Genomic DNA, 25,865 nt, shown 5'->3' on the forward strand with positions numbered 1-25,865 from the left:
CAGCCCGCGAGGCCCGGTCAGACCGTGTGCTGCAATGCCTCGCGCAACGGCCACGCCCCGTCCACCACGGCCTCGGTGTCGCCCTTGCGGCGCAGAAACGCCTGGAAGTCCGCCGCCCAGTCCGCGTGCCACTCGATCTGACGGCGGTGCAGCTCCGCCGGGCCGAGCGCCGCGATCTTCGGGTGGCGGCGGGCTATCGCGCCGGCGAGCCGGGCCGCGGCCAGGGCGTCCGCGGCGGCGTTGTGCGCCGCGTCCAGCGGGACGCCGTACTCCGCGCAGACCGCCTCCAGGGTGCGCTTGCCGCGGCGGTAGCGGTCGGCCCGGCGGTCGATGGTGTACGGGTCGATGACGGGCGCGGGCCCCGGACCGCCGAGCCGCTCGCGCAGTGAGGGCAGTCCGTACCGGCGCAGCTCGGCCGTGAGCAGGGTGAGGTCGAAGGACGCGTTGTAGGCGACGACCGGGACGCCCGTCTTCCAGTACCCGGCCAGGACGTCGGCGATCGCGTCCGCGACCCGGTCGGCCCGGCTGCCCTCGGCGGCCGCCCGCTCATTGCTGATCCCGTGCACCGCGACCGCGTCCGCCGGGATCTCCACTCCGGGGTCGGCCAGCCATTCGCGCCGGCCGAGCGGCTGCCCGTCCTTGACCTCGATCACCGCCCCCGTGACGATGCGCGCCTCGTACGGATCCGTCCCGGTCGTCTCCAGGTCGAATCCGATCAGCAGCTCTCGGTGCCAGGCCATGGCGGCCCCCCTTCTCGGTGGTGCGTTCCCCCAGTGGCCACCACCTTCGCATCCACCACTGACAATCCCCGGATCGCGTTCCGCTCGGCCCCGGCCGACGCCCCCACAGGAGAGCTCAGGACACGGGGCGCGAATCTGCCCATGCCTGCTCGAACTCCTCGCGATAGGTCGGGAACAGCCCGCCCTCGACGGTTTCGTCCGACTTCACGACCCGGTTGCCGTTGCGCAGCACCAGCACCGGCGCCTCCATGCCCCGGCTGCGCCGCAGATAGGACTGCACCACCGCGATTCCGTCGGAGCCGTCCCCGTCCACCAGGTACGCGGTGAAGCGGGGCGTCTCGTCGAAGACCTGGATCTCGAAGGCGCCCGGGTCGCGCAGCCGGGCGCGCACCCGGCGCATGTGCAGGATGTTCATCTCGACGGCCCGGCTCAGCTCGCCCTTCCTGATGCCGAGTTCCCGCTCCCGCCGTTTGACGGCGCTGGAGGCGGGGTTGAGGAACAGCAGACGCACCCGGGCACCCGCCTCCGCGAGGCGCAGCAGCCGGCGCCCGGAGAAGTTCTGCACGAGCAGGTTGAGGCCGATGCCGATGGCGTCGAGGCGGCGGGCGCCCCCGAAGATGTCCTCGGCGGGGAACTGCCGCAGCAGCCGTACCCGGTCGGGGTGGACGGCGACCACATCCGCGTACCGGTCACCCACCAGGTCCTCGACCGCGTCCACGGGCAGCCTGCGCGCGGACGGCACGTCGCCGCCCGCGCCGAGGATCTCCAGCAGCCGGGCGGAGGCGCGCTCGGCCTGGGCGAGCACCGTCTCCGACAGGGCCCGGTTGCGCGAGACCACGTTCCGGGTCACTTCCAGCTCGTCCAGGGCGAGTTCGACGTCACGGCGCTCGTCTATGTACGGCTCGAAGCACGGCCAGTGCTGCACCATCAGCTCGCGCAGTTGCGGCAGCGTCAGGAAGCTGAGCACGTTGTCGTCGGCGGGGTCGAGCAGGTAGCCCTTGCGGCGGCTGACCTCGCGTACCGCGACCGCGCGCTGCACCCACTCCTGGCCGGCCGGCCCCGCCGCGGCGACCACCCAGTCGTCGCCGTGGACGGGCTCGTAGATGGGGCGGAGAACAGCGGCCACGACCGCGCGCAGCCGCTGTTCGACCAGATTCAGCCAGATGTAGGCGCGTCCCGCCCGCTGGGCGCGGGTCCGTACCTCACGCCATGCCTCGGCGTTCCAGTCCAGTTCCGGTCCGATGGACCCCATTTCCATCGGCCGTGCCAGGGACACCGCCCCGGGCGGGACATCCGTGGAGTTCCCCTCGTGACCCTCGTCACCAGGGGGCAGCTCCAGCCCTCCCGAGCCCACCCGCGCACCGCCTTCCGCTCCCCCGAGCCTCCTCAGGGGCCAGGCCCCAGCCAACGATCAAGGAAGAGTACTCCGGGAGAGCGGCGGGATGCAGCCGGATGCACAGGGTCGTTTCTCAACTACCCGGTCGGCCAAGCCCGTTCCGGCCCGCGAGGGCCGGTGGAGTGAGGGGATTCATAGCCGTGACGTCGCGCGGAGCGATCGAGAAGCCCTGCCGGTGGACCGGCATGGGCTGCTGATCCTCGTCGCGCGCGATGTGATGGAAGCCGACATTCACCCACACCACCGGGTGAGTGAGCGTCTGTCCGTTGACCCATGTGTCGAGGGACGTGCCCGCCCGGGCGCCGCAGTCGCCGAGGTTGTCGCTGGCGACCGCTCACACTTGTCGTACTCGGTGAAGTAGACGTCGTGGCGGGTGAAGTCGTGCCCGAGGTACTTGGTGCTGGCGCCCGGGACGAGTTCGTACGAGCGCGCGTGGCCGTCCCTGTTCTTGCCGGTGCCGCTGACGACCGCCACCAGCGCATGTTCGCGGCGTCGCCCGCTTCTTTGGCCACCCTCGTGCGCGTGGTCTTGTCGGTCGGCGCCTGGGCACCGCGGGACGGCGGGCTGACCTGGGAGTCGTACTGCTCGATGCGGCTCTCGGACGAGCCGTCGAGGCCGAAGTCGAGCCGCCGGAAGACGTTGTGGCTGTGGCTGGTGGCGTAGGCCCGGGCGCCCTTGCCGATCGGCCAGCCGCGGCCGTCGCCCGCGTCGTAGTCGTACGGCGAGAGGCTGCCGGTCGCGCCGACGTTCATGTTGATCGTGCCGTCGTCCTGGAAGCGCCACTCGGTGATGTACTCGTACCAGCCGACCTTGTTGACGGTGTAGACCAACAGGTCCTTGCCCTGGTGGAGAGCTTCTGCTCGATCCGGTACGCCGCGTGCACTCGGCGGCCGGCTGGGCGACGGCCGGTGCGGCCGCCGTATCCCCGAAGGCGAGCCCGGCCGCGAGGAGGCCGGTCAGGGCCCGCCTGCGGGCGCGGCTGTTTCTGTTCACGCGCATGACGAAGAGACTCCTCTTGCACACATCGCACAAGGCGAGAAGGACAAAGCGGGAAGATGAGAGACGAGAAAGGCGAGACGGGACGCCCGCGGTCCGCGGAAGCGCTCCGTTCGGCGCGCGCCGGCGCGTGGCTCAGCCGAGCCTGCCGACCTTCCGGGCGCTCAGGTCGACCACGAAGGAACGGCTGTCGACCCAGGCACCGTTCGGGATCTTCGGGAAGAGCCGCACACAGCGGTGGAGGCCACACTGGTCGAGGACGGCCGGCTGGGCTCCCGGGACCGCCCGGTGGACGATGCCGGTGAGCATCAGCTGACCGGGGGAGGTGATCCCGGCCATCACGGCGGTCCCCGTCACCGCGATGGCCGCACCCGCCACCACCTTGCCCAGATGGCGGCGCACCATCTTGCGCACGTCTCCCCCCACTCCCCCTGCGTCACGGGAGTGGATCGAGCCCCACTGGTTCGGCATACGCGGTCGCACGGGTGGCTGCGCCCTGACACGTATGCACTGGTCGGCTGTTAAGAGGGATGTAAGTCATGGGGGGTTCCCCGACTTTCGGGGAAGACTCGCCCTCAGGGCGCCCCTTGGGGCCAGGACAACTGGGAGAGTCGTATCCATGCAGGTCTGGCCTGGAGAAGCATATCCGCTCGGCGCCACCTACGACGGCGCAGGGACCAACTTCGCGGTCTTCTCGGAGACCGCCGACCGGATCGAGCTGTGTCTGCTGCACGACGACGGTTCGGAGACGGCGGTGGAGCTGCGGGAGACCGACGCGTTCGTGCGGCACGCGTATCTGCCCGGAGTGATGCCCGGGCAGCGGTACGGGTTCCGGGTGCACGGCCCGTACGCCCCCGAGCGCGGGCTGCGCTGCAACTCGGCGAAGCTGCTGCTCGACCCGTACGCGCGTGCCGTCAGCGGCACCGTGACATGGGGCGAGGAGGTGTACGGCTACCCCTTCGGCTCCCCCGACAAGCGCAACGACCTCGACTCGGCGCCCCACACCATGGCGTCCGTGGTGATCAACCCCTACTTCGACTGGGGCGACGACCGCCGGCCGCACACCGAGTACCACCGCACGGTGATCTACGAGGCCCATGTGAAGGGCCTGACGATGCGCCACCCGGCGCTGCCCGACGAACTGCGCGGCACCTATGCGGCCCTCGCCCACCCGGCCATCATCGAACACCTGACCGAGTTGGGTATCACCGCACTGGAGCTGATGCCCGTACACCAGTTCGTCAATGACCACCGTCTGGTGGACATGGGCCTCGCCAACTACTGGGGCTACAACACCATCGGCTTCTTCGCCCCGCACAACGCCTACGCCTCCTGGGGCGACCGCGGCCAGCAGGTGCTGGAGTTCAAGTCGGCCGTCCGCGCGCTGCACGAGGCCGGGATCGAGGTCATCCTCGACGTCGTCTACAACCACACCGCCGAGGGCAACCACCTCGGCCCCACGCTCTCCTTCAGGGGCATCGACAACCCCTCGTACTACCGGCTGACGGACGACCCGCGCTACTACATGGACACGACCGGGACCGGCAACTCCCTGCTGATGCGCTCCCCGCACGTGCTGCAACTGATCATGGACTCGCTGCGCTACTGGGTGACCGAGATGCATGTGGACGGCTTCCGCTTCGACCTCGCGGCGACGCTCGCCCGGCAGTTCCACGAGGTCGACCGGCTGTCGTCGTTCTTCGATCTGGTCCAGCAGGACCCCGTGGTCTCCCAGGTGAAGCTGATCGCCGAGCCCTGGGACGTGGGCGAGGGCGGCTACCAGGTGGGCAACTTCCCGGCGCTGTGGACGGAGTGGAACGGCAAGTACCGCGACACCGTACGGGACCTGTGGCGCGGCGAGCCCCGCACGCTCGCGGAGTTCGCCTCCCGGCTGACCGGCTCCTCGGACCTCTACCAGGACGACGGCCGCCGGCCGCTCGCCTCGATCAACTTCGTGACCTGTCACGACGGCTTCACGCTGCACGACCTCGTCGCCTACAACGACAAGCACAATGAGGCCAACGGCGAGGACAACCGCGACGGGGAGAGCTACAACCGCTCCTGGAACTGCGGGGCCGAGGGTGAGACCGACGACCCGGCGGTGCTCGAGCTGCGGGGCCGGCAGATGCGGAACTTCATCGCCACGCTGATGCTCTCCCAGGGCGTGCCGATGCTCAGCCACGGCGACGAGTTCGCCCGGACCCAGCAGGGCAACAACAACGCCTACTGCCAGGACAACGAGCTGTCCTGGGTGGAGTGGCCCGAGGACGACGGCGGGGAGCTGCCGGCGTTCACGCGCGCGATGGTGTGGCTGCGCCGGGACCACCCGGTCTTCCGCCGGCGGCGCTTCTTCCACGGCCGCCCGGTGCAGGGCACGCACGACGAGCTGTCCGACATCGCCTGGTTCACCCCGCAGGGCCAGGAGATGACCCAGCGGGACTGGACGTCGGCGCAGGCGGGCGCGCTGACCGTGTTCCTGAACGGCAACGCGATCTCCGAGCCCGGCCCGCGCGGCGAGCGGATCACCGACGACTCCTTCCTGCTGATGTTCAACGCCTCGCCGAAGCCGCTGGAGTTCGTGGTGCCCGTCGACCACGGGCGCCAGTGGCAGGTGGTCGTCGACACCTCCGTCCCCGAGGGGGTGACGCCGGGCACCGGTGACAAGATCGCGGCGGGGGGGCTGCTGACACTGGTGGACCGGAGCCTGGTGGTGCTCCACCGGCCCGCCTAGGGGAGGCCGGACGGCACCCGACGGCGCGTTCCCGGCACGAAAGCCGTCGGGGCGGGTACGTAGGTCTCCATGACACCTGAGCGTCCCGCCCCGCCGGTGCCCACCGCCACCTACCGGCTCCAGCTCCAGCCGGAGTTCCCGTTCGGCGCGGCCGAGGCGGCCGTGCCGTACCTGGCCGCACTCGGCGTCTCGCATCTGCATCTGTCTCCCGTCCTGGAGGCCGTCCCCGGGTCGGCGCACGGCTACGACGTCGTCGACCACGCGCGCGTACGGGAGGAACTCGGCGGCGAGGCAGGGCTGCGCGCCCTGGCCCGTACCGCCCGGGAACACGGGCTGGGCCTGGTCGTGGACATCGTGCCCAACCACATGGCCGCCGCCCCACGCCACAACCGTCCCCTGTGGGAGGTGCTGCGCGAGGGGCCCGAGTCGCCGTACGCACGCTGGTTCGACATCGACTGGGAGGCACGGGGCGGGCAGGTGCTGCTGCCCGTGCTCGGGCGCCGGCTCGGCGAGGAGATCGGGCAGCTCAAGGTCGACGGGGACGTGCTGCGCTACCGGGACCACGTGTTCCCGCTGCGCGAGGGCACCGGGAACCTGCCGCTGCCGCAGCTGCTCGACGCGCAGTGGTACCGCCCGGTGTGGTGGCGGCTGGCCCGGACGGAGCTGAACTACCGGCGGTTCTTCACCATCTCCGAGCTGATCGGGGTGCGCGTGGAGGACCCGGAGGTCTTCACGGCGACTCACGCGACGCTGCTGCGGCTGCTCGACGAGGGGGTGATCGACGGGCTGCGCGTGGACCACCCGGACGGGCTCGCCGACCCGGGGGGGTATCTGCGCCGGCTGCACGAGGCCACCGGCGGGCGGTGGACCGTGGTGGAGAAGATCCTCGCCGCGAACGAGCGCCTGCCCGCCGCCTGGCCCGTCGCGGGCACCACCGGATACGACGCCCTGCGGCGGGTGGACGGGCTGTTCACGGACCCCGCGGGCGCCGCGGACCTGCTCGGCCACTACCGCCGGTTCGCGGCCCCCTTGGGCGACCACGGCGGGCACTGGGCCTCCACCGTACGCCGCGCCGCCCACCAGGTGGTCACCCATGAGCTGGCGGCCGAGGTGGACCGCCTCACGCGCGTGGCGAGCCGCCTGTGCGAGGCCTCCCCGGACCCGGCGCTGCACGACCACGCCCCCTGGGCGCTGCGCTCCGCGCTGCGCGAACTCCTCGTCCGCCTGGAGGTGTACCGGCCGTACACCCCGGAGGACGCCGCCGCGGTCGTCACCGAGGAGGCCGCCGCCGAGGCCCGCGCGGCCTTCACCGTGCCGGAGGAGGCCCACGCGGTGACCGTCGTACGGGACCTCGCGCTGGGACGGGCCGGGGACGGGCCCCTGCACGCCGAGTTCCGGGCCCGGTTCGCGCAGACGGCGTCGGCACTGCGCGCCAAGTCCGTGGAGGACACGGCGTTCTACCGCTATGTGCCGCTGCTGTCCGCGAACGAGGTGGGCGGCGACCCCGGCGTCCCGGCCGTAGCTCCGGAGGACTTCCACGCCTACTGCGGGCGCGTGCAGCGCGACTGGCCCGCCACCGGGACGGTGCTGTCGACGCACGACACCAAGCGCAGCGCGGATGTGCGGGCCGCCGTCTCGGTGCTCAGCCAGTGCCCGGAGCGCTGGGCCGACGTGCTGGCCGAGGTGACCCGCGCGGGCGACCCCGGGCCCGACCCGCACCTGGCGTGGGTCGCCTGGCAGACGCTCTTCGGGCTCGGGCGGGCCGATCGGGAGCGTCTGGGCGGGGCCCTGCTCAAGCACGTACGGGAGGCGGGGCTGCACACGACATGGACCGAGCAGGATCCGGCCTACGAGGAGGCCGTGGCGGCGTTCGTCGGTCAGGGGCCGTGCGGGGCCCCGGGCCGGCTTGTGACGCGACTGCGGGACGCGCTCGCGCCGCATATCCGGGCGAACGCCCTCGGGGCCGCGCTGGTCCACCTGACGATGCCGGGCGTGCCGGACGTCTACCAGGGCACGGAGGGTGAGTACCGGGCGCTGGTCGACCCGGACAACCGGCGGCCGTTCGCGCCGCGGGAGGCGCCCTCGGGGAAGGCGGACCTCACCGTGACCGCGCTGCGGCTGCGCGCACGGCGCCCGGAGGTCTTCGGGGCGTCGGGAACGTACACACCGCTCGGGGCCGAGGGTCCGGCCGCCGCGCACTGCGTGGCCTTCGTACGGTCGGGGGAGGTGCTGACGGCGGTCACCCGGCTGTCGCTGCGACTCGCGGAGAGCGGCGGCTGGCGCGACACGTCCCTCGCGCTGCCGCCCGGCCGGTGGACGGACGTACTGGCCCCCGAGCGCCGGTTCGAGGGGCACACGCGTGTGGAGGACCTTTTCGCGCGGTTGCCGGTGGCGCTGCTGGAGCGGGTCGCCGGGGAGTGAGGGGCCCGTCGCCGGAAGCGGGGGCGGGCCGGGGCCGCAAGGGGGGCAGGCGTCAGCCCGCGCGCGTGCCGTGCTGGACGCCAGGCACGCGCGCGGGGCGCGGCTCAGTGCCGTACACCCGGGACCGTCCGGTGCCGTACGCCCGGGACCGTCCGGTGCCGTACGCCCGGGACCGTCCGGTGCCGTACGCCCGGAACCGACCGGTCCGCCAGCGCGAACACCGCCCCGGTGCGCGCCTGTAGCTCGCACGCGTTGGAGAAGGTGTGGCTGTACTCCACCGGACGGCCGTCCCACTCGCCGCGCGCGGACACGCTGACGGGGCTGTAGAGCATCGGGCAGAGCGAGTCGTCCGGCGGGATGCGGCCGATGTCCCCGTCGGCCGCGTCGAGTTCCGCGCAGGCCTCGGCGGCCTGGGAGTGGCCCCGGGGCGGGTCGCACAGCAGCAGCGTGCCGCTGATGTCCCGGGACCGGTCGTCGCCGTTGGTGACGGTCAGATAGAGCCAGTTGCCGGCGACGGCCGGCCGGGGCGCGGCCTGCGCCGGGGTCATGGGGAGCAGGGCGGCCGCGGCGATCAGGGCGCCGCCCACGGCCAGGGTGGTCTTGGTCGTCATTCCGTATGCATCGGCACCGCGGCCTCCGGGCCCCAGCCGGACTCACCCGAATGGGAGCGCACGGGCGCCTCCCGGCCGGCCAGCTCGACGGCGGCGAGCACCACGCGCGCCTGGTACTCGGCCTGGCGGGCGACCGGGATCCAGCGCGCCCCGTAGCCGTCACGGTAGTCGGCGCACCAGTCGTCGATGAGCCGGTCGAGTTCCGGCAGCACCCCGGCCGCCTCGCGCCCGGCGGCCCGGGCGAGCTGCTGGAGCAGCCCGGCGGTGCGCAGCGCGACACGGCGCCCGGAGATGCCGAGGGCGGTCAGCCGGGCGGTGTCGAGCGGGGGCAGGGGCCGCTGACCGGCGCCGTAGACGTCCGGGTCCCAGGAGTCGGCGAGTCCGGGGCCGACCAGTAAATAGTCGTCGACCGGGGCGAGCAGCCGGGCGGCGTCCGGGACGACGGCCAGCCGGGGGCGGATACGGTCCAGGAGTCCCGCGAGCAGCCGGGTGTCATGGCGCAGGGTGGCGCTGACGGCGCGCAGCACCGACTCGGGGTCCGGGGGCCGCGAGGCGTCCTCCACGGCCCTCACCCCCCACATGGGAGCCTCCACGACCGCCGTCACGGTGCCGTAGCGGTGCGGGTGGAACCAGGTCGACTCGACCGCGGCCTCCGTGATCGCGGCGGCCAGGTCGCCGCGCCGGGGCGGCGGGATGCGGTACACGGCGGGCCCGAGGGTCGGCCAGTACAGGGTGTCGTAGGGGCCGAGTTCGCGCGGGATGCCGAGCCGGGCCGCGGACTGGGCGACTCGCTGGGCCATGCCCGGCAGGTCGCGGGTCAGCTCGACGAAGCCGCCGCCGACGTCGACCCCGTGCAGGGAGCACTGGAAGAAGGGCCGCAACTCGTCCTGCAGGGCGAGCAGGGCGCGGGTCTCGGGCAGGGCGGCGCGCTCCGCGCCGTCGGGCAGCCACTCGGGCTGCTCCAGGAAACCGGGCCGGAAGAAGTTCCGGAAGTACCGGCCGAGGGTGTACGGGCCCGACAGCCAGCCCTCGTTGCGGCGCGCGCCGTCGGGGTCGAGGCAGAGCAGCAGGTTCCAGGTCGTGCCGGCGCCCAGGCGGGGGTCGGCGAGCACCCGCTCGGCCAGGCGCAGGACGGTGACTCCGCCGACGGGTTCGTTGGCGTGGGGTCCGGCGACGACGAGGGCGTGGCGGTCGCCGTGGCCGACGGAGAGCAGCCACAGGGGTGTGCCGCCCCGGGACGTGCCGATGCGGCGCAGCCGGGCGTCGCCTGGGCGGCGGGCGACAAGCGCCGCCGCGTGCGCGCCGAGTTCGTCCACGGTGGGGTAGCGGAGGAGTGGCGACAGGGCACACCTCCACTGTGCGGTGCCGTCGGTTCACCTGATGTGCACGGCGTACGCACAGTCAGTCACGGCCCGGGAGCTACGTCAACACCGCGGCGGGGAGGCGGACGGGGCGGGGGCGGGACGGCACTCCGACGGCGGAACGGGCCGGACCGGCGCGCTCCGGTGCGCCCGGGCGGCCCGCTACCCAGCGGCCAGCCGGAAGGTCATGGACCCGAAGCTCACCTGGTCCCCGTCCCGGACGACGGCGGCGCCGATCACCCGGCGGCCGTTGACGGTGGTGCCGTTGGTCGAGCCGAGGTCGCGCAGCACCCACAGGCCGCCCTGATGCCGGAGTTCGGCGTGCACCCGGGAGACCGTCTCATGGCTGAGCCTGAGGCCGCTCGCGGGGTCTCGGCCGATCCGCAGCGGATAGGGGTTGGCCGGGTGCGGCAGCAACAGCTTCGGCAGCCGCTCGGCCTGCCAGGCCCGGCGCAGCCGCACGGTGAACCCGGAGACGGCCTCGACCGTCCCGAAGACAAGACGCGACCAGCGCTTCTCGGTGGTCAGGTCGGCGGTGAGCGCGGCCAGTTCCTCCGGCTGCCGGGCGGCCAGGGCCAGCTCCATCCGCCGCAGGAACGTCTCGTGCGACAGGCGCCCCAGGGCGACGCCGTCGCTGAGCACCTTCAGCGCCCTGTCGCGTTCGGCGTCCGAGAGCCGCGCGGGGTACGTGTGGAACTCGAAAGACGACGTCACGGAGGAGATTGTCGGTCAGTCGGCAAGCACTGTCCAGGAAACGACAAAACGACCGCCGACGCCGTCGGGGTCCTTCGGGCGTGTCAAAAGAGTGGATCCGGCGGCCGATTGATCTCGTATGAAGCACCATGGACGGGCTACATCACGATGAGCAGACGAGGGGGAACCGTCCGTGCAGTTCGAGGTGTGGGCACCACAGGCAGCCCGGGTGACGCTCCATTGCGAGGGCACCACGCGCGCGTTGGAGCGCGATTCGGAGCGCTCGGGGTGGTGGACCGGTGAGACGGAGGCCGGGGACGGCGCCCGGTACGGGTTCGCGGTGGACGACGGCCCGGTGCTGCCCGATCCTCGGTCGCGCCGCCAGCCGGACGGCCCGGACGGGCTGAGCGCGGTGGTCGACCAGGGGCGGTACGACTGGCGCACCCGGTGGGCGGGGCGCGGGCTGTCCGGTGCGGTGCTGTACGAGCTGCATGTGGGGACGTACACCCCCGAGGGCACGCTGGACGCGGCGGCGCGGCGGCTGGACCATCTCGTGGAACTGGGCGTCACCCATGTCGAGTTGATGCCGCTGTGCCCGTTCCCGGGACGGCACGGCTGGGGGTACGAGGGCGTCAGCCTCTGGGCGGTGCACGAGCCGTACGGCGGGCCCGAGGCGCTGAAACGGTTCGTCGACCGGGCCCACGAACGGGGCCTCGGGGTCGTGCTGGATGTGGTCCACAACCACCTCGGCCCTTCCGGCAACCATCTTCCCGTGTTCGGCCCGTACTTCACGGAGACGTACCACACGCCCTGGGGCGCCGCGGTGAACCTGGACGGGCCGGGCTCGGACGAGGTGCGCGCGTATCTGATCGGCAGCGCGCTGGCCTGGCTGCGCGACTACCGGCTCGACGGGCTGCGCCTGGACGCGGTGCACGCGCTCCACGACACCCGCGCGCTGCACTTCCTGGAGGAGTTGTCGTCGGCGGTGGACGCGCTGGCCGACGAGACCGGCCGGCCGCTCTTCCTGGTCGCCGAGTCGGACCTCGGGGACCCTCGGGTCATCACCCCACGCACGCAGCACGGGCTCGGGCTGCACGCCCAGTGGAACGACGACTTCCATCACGCGCTGCACACCGCGCTGACCGGGGAGTCCCAGGGCTACTACGAGGACTTCGCCCGGGCGCCCCTCGCAGCCCTCGCCAAGACCCTGACGGGCGGCTTCTTCCACGATGGCACCTACTCGACGTTCCGTGGCCGGCGGCACGGACGCCCCCTGGACCGTACGCGTGTCTCCGCCCACCGTCTGCTCGGCTACGCCCAGACCCACGACCAGGTCGGCAACCGCGCCCTCGGGGACCGGCTCTCGGCGTCCCTCTCCCCCGGGCTGCTGGCGTGCGCGGCGACCCTGGTGCTCACCGCCCCGTTCACCCCGATGCTGTTCATGGGCGAGGAGTGGGCCGCGGGAACGCCCTGGCAGTTCTTCACCGACCACACCGATCCCGAACTGGCCGAGGCCGTACGACGGGGCAGGCGCCGGGAGTTCGCGGCGCACGGCTGGGCGGAGGAGGACGTGCCGGATCCGCAGGACCCGGCGACCCGCGACCGCTCCTGCCTCGACTGGTCCGAGCCGGAGAGCGACCCCCACGCGCGCGTGCTGGCCTGGTACCGCGAGCTGATCGCGCTCCGCCGCGACCGGCCCGACCTCGTGGACCCCGACCTCGAGGGCGTGAAGGTCGCCTACGACGAGGACGCGCGCTGGTTCGCCTTCCGCCGCGGCGATGTACGGGTCGCCGTGAACCTCGCCAAGGAACCCGCGCGGATCCGCCTCGGTCTCCCGCACGCGCGCCTACTGGCCGCGTGGGAGCCCGTGCAGCCGCCGGACGAGGAGGGGGTGCTGCAACTGCCGGGCGAGTCGTGCGTGGTGCTGACCCAGGGGTGACGAGGCGTCGGGGGCCCGGTGCGGGACGGACGGCCGGTGCGGGACGGACGGCCGGTGCGGGACGGACGGCCGGTGCGGGACGGAGGGCTGATGCCGGACGGACCGCCGATGTGGGACGGACCGCCGGTACGGAACCGACGGCCGATGGCGGACGGACCGCCGGTAACCGGACCGACGGCCCGTGCCCGACGGACCGCCGATGCTGGTCGGACCGCCGGTACCGGACCAACTGCCGGTACCGGACCGACCGCCGATGCGGGACCGACCGCCGGTGCCGGCGGACCGCCGGTACGGGGCGCCCCCTACGGGGTCTCATCGTCCGGCAGTTCGGTGACCCGCTCCAACAGGATCGCCTCCCATGCGCGTCGCAGCCGGGAGCGCAGCACGGGCGGCGGGGTGGGGTCGCGGCCGTCGAGCCCGTCGGCGAGGCGGGTCAGCGTGTCGCAGCGGGCCAGCCACAGGCCACGCAGACAGGGGCGGGCACCGTAGCCCGCCAGGGTCGCCGCGCGCACCGCCGCGGGGGCGCCGGCGGCGACCGCGAGGGAGGCGATGTCCTCGGCCGGGTCGCCGACGACCGCCTCGGTCCAGCCGAGGACGCCGCGCACCCGCCCGTCGCCGCTCACCACGAGGTGGTCGCCGCGGAGGTTGTGGTGGACCAGGACGGCGGCGCCGGGCTGGGGGACGAGCTGGCGGCCGGCGGCCGCGGTGAGCTGGGCGAGTCGCGCGGGGTCGAACTCGTCGTCCTCGGCGAGGCGGCCGGCGGCGCCCGCCGCGGCGCCCCGGAGCGCCTCCAGGGAGCGGGGCGGCACCCGGGGCACGCCGAGCGACTCGGCCTGACGCACCGGCACCTCGCGCAACCCGGTGAGCAGCGTCGCGAGGTCCGCCTCGCCGAGCGCGGAGACGGCCGGTCCCTCACCGGTGGTGCCCGGCAGCCGGGTGTCGAGGGTGTAGCCGAGGCCGGCGGCCCACTCTCCGTGCGCGACACTCGTCGGCACCGCGACCCCGGCGTGCGGCCGCACCAGGGCGCGCAGCCGCAGTTCGCGACGCTGGCGCGCGGAGGCGTCCCGGTCGGTGGCCAGCCGCAGCACATGGCGGGTGCCGACCCACCAGGTGGAGTGTCCCGGGCTCTCGGCGGCCGGCGTCACCTCGGGGCCGCCCTGGTCGGGAAGCAGGGAGCGGACCAGTCGGCGAACGGTCTCCGCCGTCGGTGTCGGTGCCTGGGTCATGATCGCGCCGTTGTCGTCTCGGGGGCGTGCTGGGGGCTCCTGGTGCCGGGGCGGCGAGCCGTGTGTGCCGCGCGGTCGCGGCGCGGCCGGCCCCTGCCCGCTCAGTCGACCACCGCCATCTCCCGGGAGGTGTCGTTGAGGCGGCGACCGCCGTTCTCGGTCACCGTCACGATGTCCTCGATCCGGACGCCGAAGCGGCCGGGCAGATAGACACCGGGCTCCACGGAGAAGCACATGCCGGGGACGAGGGGCTGCTCCTCGCCTTCGATCATGTACGGCGGCTCGTGTGTGGTGACGCCGATGCCGTGCCCGGTGCGGTGGATGAAGTACTCGCCGTACCCGGCGTCGGCGATGACCGCGCGAGCCGCACGGTCCACGTCCTGGCAGGCGGCGCCCGGCCGGACCGCGCGGAAGCCCGCCTCCTGGGCCGCGCGCACCAGATCGTGCACCCTGCGCTCCTCGTCGGTCGGTTCGCCCACGTGGACGGTGCGGGAGGTGTCCGAGCCGTAGCCGTGCTTGAGGCCGCCGAAGTCGAGGACGACCATGTCGCCGCGCTCGATGACGCGCTCACCGGCCTCGTGGTGCGGATTGGCGCCGTTGGGGCCGGAGGCGACGATGGTGAAGTCGACCTGGCTGTGCCCGAACCGCCGCAGCAGGTCCGCGAGATCCGCGGCGACCTCCCGCTCCCGGCGCCCCGCGAAGGGGACCTTCCTGATCTCCTCGTAGGTCGCGTCCGCGGCGGCCCCGGCGGCCGCCAGCCGGTCGAGTTCCGCGGCGTCCTTGACGGCCCGCAGCATCGGCAGGGCGCGGGTGAGGGCGATGTGCCCGGCGTCCGGGAGGCGCTCGCGCAGGCCGAGCAGGTGCAGGGCCCAGGCGTTGTCGCTGATGCCGTACCGGCCGTCCGGCCGCAGCAGGGCGGCGGCGGCCTCGTACGGGTCCTTGCCGTCGGTCCAGTCGCGCAGTGTCAGCGCGGGCGCGCCGGCCGCCTTCGCCGCGTCGGGCGCCTCCAGGGTGGGCACGACGAGAACGGGGTCGTGCCCGGCCCGCAGCACCAGCAGGGTGAGGCGTTCGGTCTCCACCGGCCGGTACCCGGTCAGCCACACCAGGTCGGGTCCGGGCGCGATCAGCAACCCGGCGAGCCCGGCCGCGTCGGCGGCCTGCGCGGCGCGCCGCATACGGGCCGCGTAGTCGTCGGCGGTGAAGGGCGCGGGGCCGCCTTGGTCGGGCTGCGCGGGCGTGCCGGTCATCCTTGTCCTCCGCGGGTCCGGATTCTCCCAGGGTCTACGGGCAGCATCCTGCCCTTCCACCGGGACGGATGCGAGCCCATCGCGACCATGGCGGCCGTCCTGTTCGACGGGCGGACCGGCCGCAGCGGGGTACCGCGACGATCGGTGGACGACCGCGGCGGTACGGCTCACATGGGAACGCCGGGTGTCGCGGTCAGGAGCGCATGGGTGCCGTCGGCATGGCGGACGGTGAGGGTGACGGCGGTGCCGGGGCGGACGGCGGCGATCGCCCTCGCGAGGTCGGCGGCCGAGCCGAGGCGCGTCTCGTCGAGGGCGAGCAGGACGTCGCCGCGGACGAGACCCGCCGTGTGGCCCGGGCCCGGGACATGCACGCCGACCAGCAGAGCGCCGCCGGATGCGGCGTCGACGGCCTCGATGCCGAGCGAGGGCCGGGAGGGCGCAGGCGCGGGACCCGGGCCGCCCCCGCGGGCCGCGGCGGAGGTGGTGTGCGCCGGGGTGCGCCCGGTGCCTGGCGACCGGCCGCCGGAGACCGAGGGGGTGATCCGCCCGGACGCCGCCGCATGCCGCTTCACCTGCGCGAGCCTGCTCATGCCGGTCACCGTGGCGCCCACCGTGCCGAGCCCCACCCCGGACAGCACCATGAACATCCCGACGACCAGGACGCACAGCAGGGTGGTCAGGCGTCCTCCCCGGCGCGCGGGGGCGTGCGGGCGCCGTGCGGGCCCGGACGGCCGCCCCTCGCCGCTCTCCCGGCCGGGCACCGCGTCGGGGCGCGACGCGCCCTGGTCCATGGATCGTCTCCCCATCGTCCCGCCTCGCCTCCGCCCGGCACGCACGCGGTCAGCGGGGCACCGGCTCAGGCCGCAGGCCGGCGGCCGACGCCAGGTCCGGGACGAAGCCGTGGGTGCGCCGGGCCAGGTCGGCGGCGCCGTAGCGATGGCAGCCGCGATGCCAGTTCAGGATGCCGGACATGTAGTTCCCCAGTTCCACGACATAGCCGTCCAGGATGGCCCGGGACTCCGCCGTGAGGCCCAAGTCGTCGCAGAGCACGGGCAGTTCGCGGGCGGCGACATGCTGGAACTGCCGCATGCGCTGGGTCATCAGATCGCCCACGATCCGCACGGCCGTCGGGTAGTCGCAGCCGAAGAAGTTCTGCACGACGAGCAGGGCGTTGTGGATCTCGCCCTCGTACTGGATCTCCTTCTGGTACGAGAAGACGTCGTTGATCAGCATCGCGTAGTCGATGGCCGCGTTCTCCAGGGCGCGGACCGTGCCGCTGCGGTACACCTCCGGCGGCACCTCGGGGCCGTGGCCCATGCGGCACAGGTTCTTGGTGAGGTCGGCGCCGAAGGTCGCGCGGCGCATCTCCAGATAGTCCACGGGGTCCGGGATGCGGTTCTGGAGCTGGTTGGACAGCTCCCACAGCCAGCTCTCGGTCATCGTGTCCACGGCGGCGCGCAGGGTGCGCCGCCGGTCGAGGGTCATACCGGCGGTGGTACGCGCCCACAGGTCGATCAGACCGCGCTCCATGCCGTTGACCGGCACCGGGAGTTCCTCGCCGTCGAGCGGCATGCACGACGACAGCCGCTCGGTGCACACCCGCGCCGCCGCCAGGTCGCGCCGAAGACCGAAGACCAGCGGGTAGTAGTCGTCGCCGTAGGTGCCCCAGGCTAGCCACTGGGAGCTGAGGTCCAGCGCCTCGGGGGTCGCGTCCGGGTCCAGACCGGCCGCGCACAGCGGAAGGTCGTAGGCGAGGAGCTTGTCCTCGTCCCAGACGCCCTCCTGGAGGATGCCCGTCCGGTGGGCCCAGGGCGTGAGTCTGTCGCGGGCCCCGTCCAGGTGTGGGCTGAGTTCCAGCTCGTAGGGCATGACGAAGTCGGGGAGCAGCGAGGGACCCACCCGCTGGAAGGGGACATGGGTGTAGGCGCGCATCCGCTCCGCCCCGGCGTCGGCGAGCAGTGCCCGGACGTCGGCGGCGGATGTGCCGAGGCCGGTCGGAGCCGGGCCGCGCCCGGGGCGGACCTCCTTGTTCATATAGCGGCTGGACCTCATGTGCCATGCGTGGCCGCCGGACTGCCAGTCCTGAAGTCCCTTCGCGTACGCGCCGATCGCGGCGACCTCGTCCGGGGTGAGCCCCCTGTCCAGGGCGAGGGCGGGCACCTCGGTGAGCGCGGTGTGCTCGAACTGGTGCAGCCGTGAGGTGAGGATGTCGTTGACGGTGTCCGCCGCCTCCTGTGTGGTGCAGCCGAAGAAGGTCTCCAGGACGAGCACACCGTTGCTGAGTTCGCCCTCCTCCTCGACCTCGCGCTGGTACGAGAACAGGTCGTTGCGCAGGTGGACGCCGTCGGAGAACGTCTCCATGAGCACGCGCAGCGGGCGCGACCCGGCCACGGCGGCGGGCACTTCGGCGGTCGCGAACTCGACCAGGCCCGCGGACCAGGGGGCGCCGCCGACCTTGCGGCGCATCTCGATGTACTCGACGGGGTTGGCGATGCGTCCTTCGTTGATGTTGGACAGCTCCCACAGCGACTCGTTGAGCAGATGCTCGGTCGCGACCGCGAACCGCCGGCGCCAGTCGGGGGACATCGACGGCACGGTGCGCGCCCACAGATCGGCGAGTCCCGCCTCCACGGGGTTCTCCGGCTGCGGTACGGGAGCCGCCGGGTCCATGGGCATGAACAGCGGCAGCCGGTCCAGGTGGGCCTTGCCGGCGTCGCGGTCCTGGGTGCGTTTGAAGGCTTCCAGGAAGTGGTCGTCGAAGAAGAACACCCAGACGTACCAGTCGGTGATGAGGGAGAGGGCCGGGCCGTCGCAGTCGGGGTGGGTGTACGCACAGAGCAGCCCGTAGTCGTGCGCTTGGAGGTCGGACTGCTCCCAGATGCCGGAGCCTTCCAGCATGCCCATGGCGCGGGCCCATTCCGTGGAGTGGGCCCGCGCTTCGTCGAGATGCGGGTTCAGCCGCGCGGGATACGGCATGTAGAAGTGCGGGAGTTGGAACGGCTGCGTCATGGCCGGGCACTACCCGGGGGCCCTGCGGGCCATCCGTGTGACGGGATGTGATCACACCATCGCGTGAATCGGAGGCGGAGGCACCGTCCGGGGCGCGGGCCCTGGCGGCTTTTCCGGCGCACGACGTGTCACGCCCCCTTGCCGCCCCTCCTCCCCCGGGCCACGGTGGTCGCATGACCTCCTTCGTGCTGCCTCATGAAGTGCACGGCGACGGCGCCCACAAGGTGTTCGCGGTGCACGGCTGGTTCGCCGACCGGTCCGCGTACGCGACGGTGCTGCCGGATCTCGACCGCGACGCCTTCACCTACGCCCTGGTGGATCTGCGCGGGTACGGGGCGGCGCGGGACGCGTCCGGCGCGTTCGGCACCGCCGAGGCCGCCGCCGACCTCGTGGCCCTGGCGGACCGGCTGGGCTGGGACCGGTTCTCGGTGGTCGGGCACTCGATGGGCGGCGCGGTCGCGCAGCGGCTGCTCGCGCTCGCCCCCGGCCGGCTGCGCAGGATCGTCGGGGTCTCGCCCGTCCCGGCCTCGGGGATGGCGCTGCCCGCCGACCAGTGGGAGCTGTTCGCCGGGGCCGCCGACAAGCCGGCGAACCGGCGCGCCATCCTCGATGTCACCACCGGCGGCCGGGCCCCGGCCGCCTGGCTGGACCGCATGGTCGCGCGGTCGCTGGCGCACAGCGACGCGACGGCGTTCCGGTCGTGGCTGGACTCATGGGCCGGGGAGGACTTCCACGCGGAGGTCAAGGGGTCGACCGTGCCCGCGCTGGCCGTCACGGGCGCGCTCGACCCGGCGCTGACGACGACGCTGCTGCGCGAGACCTGGCTGCGCTGGTATCCCGGTGGCTCGCTGGTCGAACTGCCGTCGGCCGGCCACTACGCGATGGACGAGGCGCCCCTCGACCTGATCCGCGCGGTGGAGGACTTCCTGCGGGCCGAGGACGTTTCGGCGTGAACGTACGACAGGCGCCGCCCGTCCCCGATGTCTTCGACCCGCGCCGGTATGCCGACGGGGTGCCCCACGCGGCGTACCGGACGCTGCGCGACCACCATCCCGTCGCCTGGCAGGACGAGCCCGAGGTGCTCGGCTGGCCGGCGGGGCCCGGCTTCTGGGCCGTGACCCGGCACGCGGACGTGGTGCGCGTGCTGAAGGACTCGGCGACGTACTCCTCGTATGTCGGTGCCACCCAGATCCGGGATCCCGACCCCGCCGACCTGCCGTTCATCCGCAGGATGATGCTCAATCAGGACCCGCCTGAACAAGGGCGGTTGAGACGCCTGGTGAGCCGCGCCTTCACGCCGCGGCGCATCGACCGCTTCACGGCGGTCGCCCGGGCCCGGGCCCGGGCCCTGTTCACCGGGGCGGTGGACCGGGCGCGGGCCGGTGACGGCACCTGCGACGTCGTCGCCGCCGTCACCGACGACTACGCGGTCCTCAACCTCGGCGACCTGCTCGGGGTGCCGGAGTCCGACCGGAGCTTGCTGCTGCGCTGGACCCAGCGTGTGATCGGCTACCAGGACCCGGACGAGGGCGAGGCACGGCGGGACGTCACGGGCCGGCCCGTGGATCCGCGCTCGCCGACCGCCCTGCGGGACATGTTCGGGTACGCCCAGGAGCTGGCGGCGCACAAGCGGCGGCACCCCGCGGACGACATCATGACCACGCTCGCCACGGACTCCGAACTCAGCGGCCGCGAGCTGGAGATGTTCTTCTTCCTGCTGACGATCGCCGGCAACGACACGGTTCGCGCCGCCGCGCCCGGCGGACTGCTGGCCCTGGCCGAGCACCCGGAGGCGTACCACGCGATGCGGGAGCACCCGGACCGGCTGCCGCTCGCCGTCGAGGAACTGCTGCGCTGGCACCCGCCCGTGCTCAGCTTCCGGCGGACCGCCGCCCGCGACACCGAGCTGACCGGGCGGCGCATTCGCGCGGGCGACAAGGTGGTGGTCTTCCACGCCTCCGCCAACCGGGACGAGCGTGTCTTCACCGCGCCGGACCGGCTCGACCCGTTCCGGACGCCGAACCCGCATGTCTCCTTCGGGGACGGCCCGCATGTCTGCCTCGGCGCGCACTTCGCCCGGCTCCAGTTGCGGGTGCTCTACGAGGAGGCCCTGCGCGCCCTGGCCGCGCCGCGCCTGGCGGCGCCGCCGGGACGGCTCGTCTCCAACTTCATCAACGGCGTCAAGTCGCTTGTGCTGCACGTAACTTGAGATTCACGGCCGGACCTGGACCAGCGCGTGGGTGCCGCTGGTGCGCCATCGCTGCCCCTCGGCGGCGACCAGCGCGGCCTCCGTGGCCGGGTCCAGGCCGACGATCACGTCCGACTTCAGGGTGCGCAGCGCCGCTGCCGGGCCGGGGAAGTAGGCGGTGATGTCCGCGAAGGGGGTCGTCGGCGGATGGAGCCGGTCGCCCACCAGGCGGCGGTAGTTGAGGTCCCCCTTGAAGATCGTCAGGTCCGCGGCGGCGAACTGGGCGCGCAGGTCCTCCGGCATGTCCGCGTAGGGCAGCGGGGCACAGGAGAAGGGGTGCGCCCTGACCTCGAGACGGCCGTCGGCCAGCGCCGCCCACAGCCGCTCCCCGGCGTCGGCGGCCGCGCCCTTGGCGGCGGTCAGCCGGCGTACGGCGTCCACGACATCGGCCGTCGTGGCGTCGGAGATGTAGTAGGGGTACGGCTTGACGTGCAGCAGAGTCCGCCGGGCCCGCCCGTGGCGCAGCAGATGATCGAGGAGCAGCAGGTCCGGGATCAGCTCACGGCCCGCGTTGTCGGCGACCAGGCAGACGGTGTCGGCGGGCAGCAGGGACCAGAGTGCCTCGCTGTCGTCGGCGACGAGCTGGGAGACCGCAGTGGTGGCGCCGGGCATGGAGAGCCGGAAGCCGAGGTCCGCGCGGTTGCCCCAGAGCGAGCCGTGGAGCAGGGCCCGGGCCTGCTCCCGCTCGGGCCGCCCTGTCAGCCGGTCGAGCGCCGCGAGTTCCTCGTCCGTCTCCGGCGCGTCGAGTTCGGCGAGCTTGAAGGGCCGGAAGGGGTCGAGGCCCTGCCAGGGGCCGGGGCCGAAGTAGCCGACGGCTTGGAGGAGTTGGCGGTAGAAGTAGCTCTCGGACCACAGGAAGGGGACCTCGAACCAGGAGCGGCCGAGGTACGGCCGGGCGCCCCACGCCGCCCAGCGCTCGTCGTCGTCCGTGCCGAGCGGCTCGATCACGCCCTCGGTGGCGCTGGCCAGCAGCCTGTCGAGCGCCCGCCGCTGCCCGGGTCCGTACGGGAAGGCGTCTCGTACCGCGTGGATGAGGGCGGGGTGACGCGCGGCGAGCACACCGTGCGCGAAGGAACCCGGCTGGTCGGCGAGGATCACGGGGGCGTCAGGCATGGTCGGGGCCTCCTCCAGGGCCGGCCGGGACCCCGGGCGGCAGTTCCACGTCCGTGAACTGTTCCTCGAGCTGCCGTCCGTAGCCGGCCTCGGTCCACACCAGCTTCCTGAACTGCTCCGGCGTCAGCCGACCCTGCCACGGAGTGCCGCCGGGGCAGAACACCGACGCGCACCCGGCGCAGTAGTACGCCGATCGCCACAGCGCGTCGGCCCGGGGCGCACCCGCCGCCACGAGGGCCCGCTCACGGCCCTCTCCCCGGACCACGACGAACGTGCCGATGATCACCAGCACGGCGAGCAGGGCGCCGCCGGCGGTGTAGAGCGGCTTGCCGCCGTCCATGCCGTCGTAGGCGAGGGCGGCGCCGACACCGGCCATCAGCATGCCCTCCGCGAAGTGCAGACAGCTGTCGAACCGCGAGGGCGCATCCGGAGACCGCGCCAGCCGGTCGGCCAGGCCCTGGCTCCGGGCGGTCTGGTCGGCGCAGACCTCCGCTGCCGACCGCGCGTCGGCTGAGCCGCAGCCCGGACATATCACCTCGACCGCTTCTGGGACGCTCTCCGTTGCCATGGCCCTACGCTAACGGCCGCCGCCGGCCGGCTCCGACCGACAGGGCTTCCGGCCGCTCCGGCCGTCGTCGCTCGCCGCAGGTGGGGCCGCGGGTGAACGCCCGTCGCCGTTTCCGCGTACCTCTCCATACGCACCCGCCGGACCCGATGCGCGTTGGAGGCACCGGATGACCGCACACCGCACCACCGCCGCGGCCGCCGTCGCCGTGGCGGTCACGCTGCTGCCCGCGACCCCGGCTTTCGCCCATGGCGCGCCCACCGACCCGGTCAGCCGGGTGTTCGCGTGCTCGCCCGAGGGCGGCGGACGCCAGCGCACCGCCGCGTGCCGGGAGGCGATCTCGGCGAACGGCGCGCCGTTCACGGCCTGGGACAATCTGCGGGTGGCGGATGTGAAGGGCAGGGACCGGCAACTCATCCCGGACGGCCGCCTGTGCAGCGGCGGACTGCCCGCCTACCGGGGGCTGGACCTGGCGCGCGCGGACTGGCCCTCGACCCGGCTCGCGCCGGGGGCCGCGCTGACGATGAGGTACAGCTCGACGATCCCGCACACGGGCACGTTCGAGCTGTATCTGACGAAGCAGGGGTACGACCCCACCAAGCCGTTGACCTGGTCCGACCTGCCCGCGAAGCCGTTCGCCGAGGTCACGGACCCGCCGCTGACGAACGGCGCGTACCGGATCAGGGCGACGCTCCCGGCGGACCGCTCGGGGCACCACGTCCTCTACACGATCTGGCGGAACTCCAGCACGACCGACACGTACTACTCGTGCTCGGACGTGGTCCTTTCGGCGTCGGGCGCCTCCGGCGCCTCGAACGCCGACGGAAGGAGCGCCGGCCGGAAGGACGCCGACGGGAAGAAGGGCACGCCCGGCACGCCGCCCGGCCCGTCCCGGAGCCCGGGCTCGCCCGGCGCCTCCGGCGCGCCCGCGCCGTCACCCGACGAGCCGGCGGCCACCGTGTCCGGGGCTCCGGCGGCGGCCACCGTGCCCGGTGGCGGAGGCCCGTCGCTGCCGCTGCTGACGGGTGGTGCCGTGGTGCTCGCGGCCCTCGCCGGGGGCGCCGCCCTGGCGCTGCGCCGCCGGCGCGGGTGAGACGGCCGGGAGGGGCCGCCCCCGGCCCACATGGGCCGGGGGCGGCCTTCGGGCCGGGCCCTCAGTTGACGCTGACCGCCGGGCTCCCCGACTGGCTGGTGTCGGTGACCGGGGCGTACTTCGCCGTGAAGTAGCCGTTGGCGAAGCACAGGGACGAGCCCGACGACTTCGTGAACTGCTGGTTGGTGAAGGCGAGGCTGTTGTCGGTGTTGTCGGTCTTGCCGGTCAGGCCGGCGGCCTGGTAGACGCAGGTGATCGTGCCGAGCAGGGTGCGCAGTTTGACCGTGGTCTGGATGGTGGAGCCGGCGGCCGGGGTGACGCTGACCGTGCCGTCGGAGGCGACCGCCGTGGTGTAGGGCAGATTGTCGACGGTGATGCCGGTGACGCCCAGGACGCCGGTGACATTGCTGGTGCAGCTGCTGCTGGTGAAGGTGTGGCCGGTGAGCGACTCCGTGGCGATGCCGGGCGCGGCGGGGTTGTCGGTGACGGTGGCGGTGAACGCGGACGAGGTGCAGGAGACGCCGCTGGTGCCGGTGGCGCTGGAGTAGAGAGTGGCGGTGGTGCCGCTCGCCAGCGACGCGTTGAGCACATCGCCGACGGCGACGGCGGTGCCTCCGGCGGTGAGCACCGCGCTGTCCGCGGAGGCGGGGGAGGCGGCGGCCAGGGCGAGCGCCGCGGCGGCGCCGGTGAGGGCGAGGAGGGGTCGAGTCGTACGCATGGGGGGTGCCTCTTCTCCGTAACGGGGAGCTGTGCGGGTGAGGGGCCGCTACCGGCCCGGACGCCTTCTCCGTACGAGACGGGCCGGCAGCGACCGCCGGCCACCGGGCGGGCCGCGGACAGGGGATGGCGGCCGTGCCGGTGTCGCGGAGGAGAAAGAACGGATCGCGGTCGGAAGGTGACGGGATCCGTGCGGGGCACCGCGCGAAAGGGGATGTCGCGACCCCCCGGGCGGACGGGGCCGGGAGAGCGGCATTGCGCGGTGCCACGGATCCGGCGCCACGGATCCGTGGGAAGCAGTCGAATTTGTAGACCTGATGGGACATCAACGTCAAGGATCCGCACGGGAGTTGGTGAATGACGCTGCTACGGGCCGGGTGGGGGCGGGTGCGGCGGACGGGGCGCCGGCACCGCTCCCTCACAGGCACCCCGTATTCGGCACACCTTCTGCCACATCTCCCTTGACCCTTCATGTAACCCCCGGTAACTTCCTCGTCGGTAACTGCCGCGTCACGAGAAAGCCCTTGCACCCGACGGGAGTGTGAGGAGGCGTCACGCGGCAGCCACTGTCCGCGCCAGGACGCCGTGCCGGAGAAGCCCTCCCCGCATCGCCTATGCCCAGGAGCAGACATGGCCTCGCCCTCGGACGCCACGGCGTCCCCCGGTTCCACCCCCGACCACCCGGAAAGCGGTTCCACCGCCGAGCTTTCGACCGCGAGACGCGGGCGGGTCCGCCTGCGCCGGGCCGCGGTGATGGCGGTGCCTGCGCTCGCCCTCGCCGCGGGGCTCGCCATCATGACCGCTCAGGGGGCGCTGGGCGTGCAGTTCGCGATCTCCGGCATGCCCTTCACGGTCACCGCCGTCGATCTGGACGGCACCGGCTTCGAGCAGTTCGGCAACCTCGACACCATGGCGGAGGACAGCCCGAACGCCGGCGACACCGGTGGCCAGGTGCTGGTCGTCACCTCCGTGGTGAAGAACGCGACGCTCACCAAGCTGTGCCAGAGCGTCGACCTGGGCGGGACCAATCTGTACATCACCGCGGGCGACGGCAAGGACAAGGTGACCGCGACCGATCTGACCACCGACTCCACCGTGATGTCCGGCAACGCCGCGTTCCGCAACATCGAGATCGGCGACGACGCCAGCACCCTGGACAAGGGCGGGGTGCAGGGCGCCAAGGGCGTCTTCAGCCAGCAGGCCGACACCGTGCACATCGACAACCTGCGGCAGACCAACTACGCCACCACGGCAGGGGTGTTCACGCTGCCCGGACTCCATCTCAGCTTCCACGAGACGGGCTGCTGATGTCCGGCCGGGCGAGGTCCGCCTTCCGGCGCTGGCAGGGCAACCGCCCCTTCTGGGGCGGGCTGCTGCTCGCGCTGGGCGGGGCGGAGATCCTCCTCACGGAGAAGGCGCCGCTGAAGGTGATCACGCACATCGGCATGCAGGGCCTGGCGGGCTATCTGCTGCCGACGGTGATGCTGCTGTGCGGTCTGCTGCTCCTCTTCCATTCCGCGCAGCGGCTCTTCTACTCGATCGTCGGCATCCTGGCGTCCCTGGGCACCTGGCTCACGTCCAACCTGGGCGGATTCCTGATCGGCCTGCTGCTGGGCGCGACGGGCAGCTGTCTGGCGTTCGGCTGGCTGCCGGACCAGCAGCCGCGCCGGCGCCTGCTGCGCCGCCGTCGGGCGCCGTCCACCACCCCCGACTCGGCCGTGTCCTGAGCCCCTCCCCCTCCCCCCACAGGCTCCCTCCC

The 25,865-nt window shown here is 73.1% G+C and carries 20 protein-coding genes and 2 pseudogenes; 8 read left to right on the forward strand and 14 right to left on the reverse strand.

Translation table 11 applies throughout. The features are described from left to right. Nucleotides 1-17 precede the first annotated feature (17 nt). The 4 genes and pseudogenes from ACIP94_RS12580 to ACIP94_RS12595 all read right to left on the reverse strand — a co-directional run. Complete coding sequence (locus ACIP94_RS12580; protein WP_402423530.1) at nucleotides 18-740, reverse strand: 3'-5' exonuclease; 723 nt, start codon at nucleotides 738-740, stop codon at nucleotides 18-20. Between the two features lie 115 nt (nucleotides 741-855). Continuing rightward, on the reverse strand, nucleotides 856-2,094 hold the full coding sequence (locus ACIP94_RS12585; protein ID WP_402423533.1) for an SAV2148 family HEPN domain-containing protein: 1,239 nt from the start codon (nucleotides 2,092-2,094) through the stop codon (nucleotides 856-858). Nucleotides 2,095-2,209: 115 nt separating this feature from the next. Then, nucleotides 2,210-2,981 (reverse strand): annotated as a pseudogene (locus ACIP94_RS12590) (copper amine oxidase); the annotation flags it as partial. Between the two features lie 286 nt (nucleotides 2,982-3,267). After that, nucleotides 3,268-3,462 (reverse strand): annotated as a pseudogene (locus tag ACIP94_RS12595) (Tat pathway signal sequence domain protein); the annotation flags it as partial. Nucleotides 3,463-3,751: 289 nt separating this feature from the next. On the opposite strand from ACIP94_RS12595, the gene glgX reads away from it, so the two are divergent. Next, nucleotides 3,752-5,863, forward strand: coding sequence for a glycogen debranching protein GlgX (gene glgX / locus ACIP94_RS12600; protein WP_402423535.1), 2,112 nt, complete (start codon nucleotides 3,752-3,754; stop codon nucleotides 5,861-5,863). A gap of 69 nt (nucleotides 5,864-5,932) precedes the next feature. Then, on the forward strand, nucleotides 5,933-8,284 hold the full coding sequence (treY, locus tag ACIP94_RS12605; RefSeq protein ID WP_402423538.1) for a malto-oligosyltrehalose synthase: 2,352 nt from the start codon (nucleotides 5,933-5,935) through the stop codon (nucleotides 8,282-8,284). A gap of 104 nt (nucleotides 8,285-8,388) precedes the next feature. On the opposite strand, the gene ACIP94_RS12610 is transcribed toward treY, so the two are convergent. The 3 genes from ACIP94_RS12610 to ACIP94_RS12620 form a co-directional block, all read right to left on the reverse strand. After that, nucleotides 8,389-8,895, reverse strand: coding sequence for an SSI family serine proteinase inhibitor (locus ACIP94_RS12610; RefSeq protein WP_402423542.1), 507 nt, complete (start codon nucleotides 8,893-8,895; stop codon nucleotides 8,389-8,391). Continuing rightward, nucleotides 8,892-10,211 carry a M14 family zinc carboxypeptidase gene (locus tag ACIP94_RS12615; protein WP_402423545.1) on the reverse strand — a complete coding sequence of 440 codons (1,320 nt, stop codon included), beginning with the start codon at nucleotides 10,209-10,211 and terminating at the stop codon, nucleotides 8,892-8,894. Before ACIP94_RS12615 ends, ACIP94_RS12610 begins: the two co-directional genes overlap by 4 nt. Before the next feature lie 207 nt (nucleotides 10,212-10,418). Then, nucleotides 10,419-10,970, reverse strand: a complete 552-nt coding sequence (locus ACIP94_RS12620; protein WP_402423548.1) for an FHA domain-containing protein — start codon at nucleotides 10,968-10,970, stop codon at nucleotides 10,419-10,421. 172 nt (nucleotides 10,971-11,142) lie between these two features. On the opposite strand from ACIP94_RS12620, the gene treZ reads away from it, so the two are divergent. Next, nucleotides 11,143-12,888 carry a malto-oligosyltrehalose trehalohydrolase gene (gene treZ / locus ACIP94_RS12625; protein ID WP_402423551.1) on the forward strand — a complete coding sequence of 582 codons (1,746 nt, stop codon included), beginning with the start codon at nucleotides 11,143-11,145 and terminating at the stop codon, nucleotides 12,886-12,888. A 302-nt stretch (nucleotides 12,889-13,190) separates the two neighbouring features. On the opposite strand, the gene ACIP94_RS12630 is transcribed toward treZ, so the two are convergent. From ACIP94_RS12630 to cyc2, 4 genes are all read right to left on the reverse strand, one after another. Continuing rightward, nucleotides 13,191-14,114 (reverse strand): phosphotransferase family protein, encoded by a 924-nt coding sequence (locus tag ACIP94_RS12630; RefSeq protein WP_402423554.1) that lies wholly within the window; start codon nucleotides 14,112-14,114, stop codon nucleotides 13,191-13,193. A gap of 101 nt (nucleotides 14,115-14,215) precedes the next feature. Then, nucleotides 14,216-15,361 carry a M24 family metallopeptidase gene (locus ACIP94_RS12635; RefSeq protein ID WP_402423557.1) on the reverse strand — a complete coding sequence of 382 codons (1,146 nt, stop codon included), beginning with the start codon at nucleotides 15,359-15,361 and terminating at the stop codon, nucleotides 14,216-14,218. Between the two features lie 167 nt (nucleotides 15,362-15,528). After that, nucleotides 15,529-16,152 carry a PDZ domain-containing protein gene (locus ACIP94_RS12640; RefSeq protein ID WP_402423559.1) on the reverse strand — a complete coding sequence of 208 codons (624 nt, stop codon included), beginning with the start codon at nucleotides 16,150-16,152 and terminating at the stop codon, nucleotides 15,529-15,531. Nucleotides 16,153-16,201: 49 nt separating this feature from the next. Beyond that, on the reverse strand, nucleotides 16,202-18,370 hold the full coding sequence (gene cyc2, locus ACIP94_RS12645) for a germacradienol/geosmin synthase Cyc2 (RefSeq protein WP_402423562.1): 2,169 nt from the start codon (nucleotides 18,368-18,370) through the stop codon (nucleotides 16,202-16,204). A gap of 173 nt (nucleotides 18,371-18,543) precedes the next feature. Here cyc2 and ACIP94_RS12650 point away from each other — a divergent pair, with 173 nt between their 5' ends. Beyond that, nucleotides 18,544-19,323, forward strand: a complete 780-nt coding sequence (locus ACIP94_RS12650) for an alpha/beta fold hydrolase (protein WP_402423565.1) — start codon at nucleotides 18,544-18,546, stop codon at nucleotides 19,321-19,323. Continuing rightward, the gene (locus tag ACIP94_RS12655) at nucleotides 19,320-20,579 is read left to right on the forward strand and encodes a cytochrome P450 (protein ID WP_402423568.1); all 1,260 of its coding nucleotides are present in this window, start codon (nucleotides 19,320-19,322) and stop codon (nucleotides 20,577-20,579) included. The genes ACIP94_RS12650 and ACIP94_RS12655 overlap by 4 nt, the downstream gene beginning before the upstream one ends. 3 nt (nucleotides 20,580-20,582) lie before the next feature. Here the strand turns inward: ACIP94_RS12655 and ACIP94_RS12660 are convergent, their stop codons facing one another. Together ACIP94_RS12660 and ACIP94_RS12665 are read right to left on the reverse strand one after the other, a co-directional pair. After that, nucleotides 20,583-21,731: a damage-control phosphatase ARMT1 family protein gene (locus ACIP94_RS12660; RefSeq protein WP_402423570.1), complete on the reverse strand. Its 1,149-nt coding sequence runs from the start codon at nucleotides 21,729-21,731 to the stop codon at nucleotides 20,583-20,585. After that, nucleotides 21,724-22,299 (reverse strand): hypothetical protein, encoded by a 576-nt coding sequence (locus ACIP94_RS12665; protein WP_402423572.1) that lies wholly within the window; start codon nucleotides 22,297-22,299, stop codon nucleotides 21,724-21,726. Before ACIP94_RS12665 ends, ACIP94_RS12660 begins: the two co-directional genes overlap by 8 nt. Before the next feature lie 166 nt (nucleotides 22,300-22,465). Here ACIP94_RS12665 and ACIP94_RS12670 point away from each other — a divergent pair, with 166 nt between their 5' ends. Continuing rightward, nucleotides 22,466-23,389: a lytic polysaccharide monooxygenase gene (locus tag ACIP94_RS12670; protein ID WP_402423575.1), complete on the forward strand. Its 924-nt coding sequence runs from the start codon at nucleotides 22,466-22,468 to the stop codon at nucleotides 23,387-23,389. A 61-nt stretch (nucleotides 23,390-23,450) separates the two neighbouring features. Here the strand turns inward: ACIP94_RS12670 and ACIP94_RS12675 are convergent, their stop codons facing one another. Beyond that, the gene (locus tag ACIP94_RS12675; protein WP_402423577.1) at nucleotides 23,451-24,107 is read right to left on the reverse strand and encodes a Tat pathway signal sequence domain protein; all 657 of its coding nucleotides are present in this window, start codon (nucleotides 24,105-24,107) and stop codon (nucleotides 23,451-23,453) included. A gap of 629 nt (nucleotides 24,108-24,736) precedes the next feature. Between ACIP94_RS12675 and ACIP94_RS12680 the strand changes: the two genes are divergently transcribed. Together ACIP94_RS12680 and ACIP94_RS12685 are read left to right on the forward strand one after the other, a co-directional pair. Then, entirely contained in the window at nucleotides 24,737-25,414 is a 678-nt protein-coding gene (locus ACIP94_RS12680; RefSeq protein WP_402423580.1) for a DUF6230 family protein, read from the forward strand. Then, nucleotides 25,414-25,833 carry a DUF6114 domain-containing protein gene (locus tag ACIP94_RS12685; RefSeq protein ID WP_402423583.1) on the forward strand — a complete coding sequence of 140 codons (420 nt, stop codon included), beginning with the start codon at nucleotides 25,414-25,416 and terminating at the stop codon, nucleotides 25,831-25,833. The genes ACIP94_RS12680 and ACIP94_RS12685 overlap by 1 nt, the downstream gene beginning before the upstream one ends. Nucleotides 25,834-25,865: the final 32 nt, after the last annotated feature.

Source organism: Streptomyces sp. NPDC093261, from assembly GCF_044753645.1.
Lineage (GTDB): Bacteria > Actinomycetota > Actinomycetes > Streptomycetales > Streptomycetaceae > Streptomyces.

Excerpts from the sequence above, each read along its gene's own strand:
- ACIP94_RS12610 (WP_402423542.1), bottom strand. The coding sequence starts at position 8,895 with ATGACGACCAAGACCACCCTGGCCGTGGGCGGCGCCCTGATCGCCGCG.
- cyc2 (WP_402423562.1), bottom strand. The coding sequence starts at position 18,370 with ATGACGCAGCCGTTCCAACTCCCGCACTTCTACATGCCGTATCCCGCG.
- ACIP94_RS12675 (WP_402423577.1), bottom strand. The coding sequence starts at position 24,107 with ATGCGTACGACTCGACCCCTCCTCGCCCTCACCGGCGCCGCCGCGGCG.
- ACIP94_RS12665 (WP_402423572.1), bottom strand. The coding sequence starts at position 22,299 with ATGGCAACGGAGAGCGTCCCAGAAGCGGTCGAGGTGATATGTCCGGGC.
- ACIP94_RS12660 (WP_402423570.1), bottom strand. The coding sequence starts at position 21,731 with ATGCCTGACGCCCCCGTGATCCTCGCCGACCAGCCGGGTTCCTTCGCG.
- glgX (WP_402423535.1), top strand. The coding sequence starts at position 3,752 with ATGCAGGTCTGGCCTGGAGAAGCATATCCGCTCGGCGCCACCTACGAC.
- ACIP94_RS12670 (WP_402423575.1), top strand. The coding sequence starts at position 22,466 with ATGACCGCACACCGCACCACCGCCGCGGCCGCCGTCGCCGTGGCGGTC.
- treY (WP_402423538.1), top strand. The coding sequence starts at position 5,933 with ATGACACCTGAGCGTCCCGCCCCGCCGGTGCCCACCGCCACCTACCGG.
- ACIP94_RS12630 (WP_402423554.1), bottom strand. The coding sequence starts at position 14,114 with ATGACCCAGGCACCGACACCGACGGCGGAGACCGTTCGCCGACTGGTC.
- ACIP94_RS12685 (WP_402423583.1), top strand. The coding sequence starts at position 25,414 with ATGTCCGGCCGGGCGAGGTCCGCCTTCCGGCGCTGGCAGGGCAACCGC.
- ACIP94_RS12640 (WP_402423559.1), bottom strand. The coding sequence starts at position 16,152 with ATGGACCAGGGCGCGTCGCGCCCCGACGCGGTGCCCGGCCGGGAGAGC.
- ACIP94_RS12650 (WP_402423565.1), top strand. The coding sequence starts at position 18,544 with ATGACCTCCTTCGTGCTGCCTCATGAAGTGCACGGCGACGGCGCCCAC.
- ACIP94_RS12635 (WP_402423557.1), bottom strand. The coding sequence starts at position 15,361 with ATGACCGGCACGCCCGCGCAGCCCGACCAAGGCGGCCCCGCGCCCTTC.
- ACIP94_RS12680 (WP_402423580.1), top strand. The coding sequence starts at position 24,737 with ATGGCCTCGCCCTCGGACGCCACGGCGTCCCCCGGTTCCACCCCCGAC.
- ACIP94_RS12580 (WP_402423530.1), bottom strand. The coding sequence starts at position 740 with ATGGCCTGGCACCGAGAGCTGCTGATCGGATTCGACCTGGAGACGACC.